Genomic DNA, 1,558 nt, shown 5'->3' with positions numbered 1-1,558 from the left:
AAATTGAAGAGTTTGATCATGGCTCAGATTGAACGCTGGCGGCAGGCCTAACACATGCAAGTCGAGCGGAAACGAGTTATCTGAACCTTCGGGGAACGATAACGGCGTCGAGCGGCGGACGGGTGAGTAATGCCTAGGAAATTGCCCTGATGTGGGGGATAACCATTGGAAACGATGGCTAATACCGCATAATACCTTCGGGTCAAAGAGGGGGACCTTCGGGCCTCTCGCGTCAGGATATGCCTAGGTGGGATTAGCTAGTTGGTGAGGTAATGGCTCACCAAGGCGACGATCCCTAGCTGGTCTGAGAGGATGATCAGCCACACTGGAACTGAGACACGGTCCAGACTCCTACGGGAGGCAGCAGTGGGGAATATTGCACAATGGGCGCAAGCCTGATGCAGCCATGCCGCGTGTGTGAAGAAGGCCTTCGGGTTGTAAAGCACTTTCAGTCGTGAGGAAGGTAGTGTAGTTAATAGCTGCATTATTTGACGTTAGCGACAGAAGAAGCACCGGCTAACTCCGTGCCAGCAGCCGCGGTAATACGGAGGGTGCGAGCGTTAATCGGAATTACTGGGCGTAAAGCGCATGCAGGTGGTTTGTTAAGTCAGATGTGAAAGCCCGGGGCTCAACCTCGGAATAGCATTTGAAACTGGCAGACTAGAGTACTGTAGAGGGGGGTAGAATTTCAGGTGTAGCGGTGAAATGCGTAGAGATCTGAAGGAATACCGGTGGCGAAGGCGGCCCCCTGGACAGATACTGACACTCAGATGCGAAAGCGTGGGGAGCAAACAGGATTAGATACCCTGGTAGTCCACGCCGTAAACGATGTCTACTTGGAGGTTGTGGCCTTGAGCCGTGGCTTTCGGAGCTAACGCGTTAAGTAGACCGCCTGGGGAGTACGGTCGCAAGATTAAAACTCAAATGAATTGACGGGGGCCCGCACAAGCGGTGGAGCATGTGGTTTAATTCGATGCAACGCGAAGAACCTTACCTACTCTTGACATCCAGAGAACTTTCCAGAGATGGATTGGTGCCTTCGGGAACTCTGAGACAGGTGCTGCATGGCTGTCGTCAGCTCGTGTTGTGAAATGTTGGGTTAAGTCCCGCAACGAGCGCAACCCTTATCCTTGTTTGCCAGCACTTCGGGTGGGAACTCCAGGGAGACTGCCGGTGATAAACCGGAGGAAGGTGGGGACGACGTCAAGTCATCATGGCCCTTACGAGTAGGGCTACACACGTGCTACAATGGCGCATACAGAGGGCGGCCAACTTGCGAGAGTGAGCGAATCCCAAAAAGTGCGTCGTAGTCCGGATCGGAGTCTGCAACTCGACTCCGTGAAGTCGGAATCGCTAGTAATCGTGGATCAGAATGCCACGGTGAATACGTTCCCGGGCCTTGTACACACCGCCCGTCACACCATGGGAGTGGGCTGCAAAAGAAGTAGGTAGTTTAACCTTCGGGAGGACGCTTACCACTTTGTGGTTCATGACTGGGGTGAAGTCGTAACAAGGTAGCGCTAGGGGAACCTGGCGCTGGATCACCTCCTTATACGAT

General features: G+C 53.6%; 1 rRNA gene. It reads left to right on the top strand.

Annotated elements, in window-relative coordinates:
- A 16S ribosomal RNA gene (locus tag VHA02S_RS24700) occupies positions 1 to 1,552 on the top strand.
- Positions 1,553 to 1,558: the final 6 nt, after the last annotated feature.

Source organism: Vibrio harveyi NBRC 15634 = ATCC 14126 = KCTC 12724 (assembly GCF_001591145.1).
In the GTDB taxonomy this organism is placed as follows: domain Bacteria; phylum Pseudomonadota; class Gammaproteobacteria; order Enterobacterales; family Vibrionaceae; genus Vibrio; species Vibrio harveyi.
The sequence above is the reverse complement of the archived record's forward strand: the minus strand, read 5'-3'. Positions and strand labels throughout refer to the sequence as shown.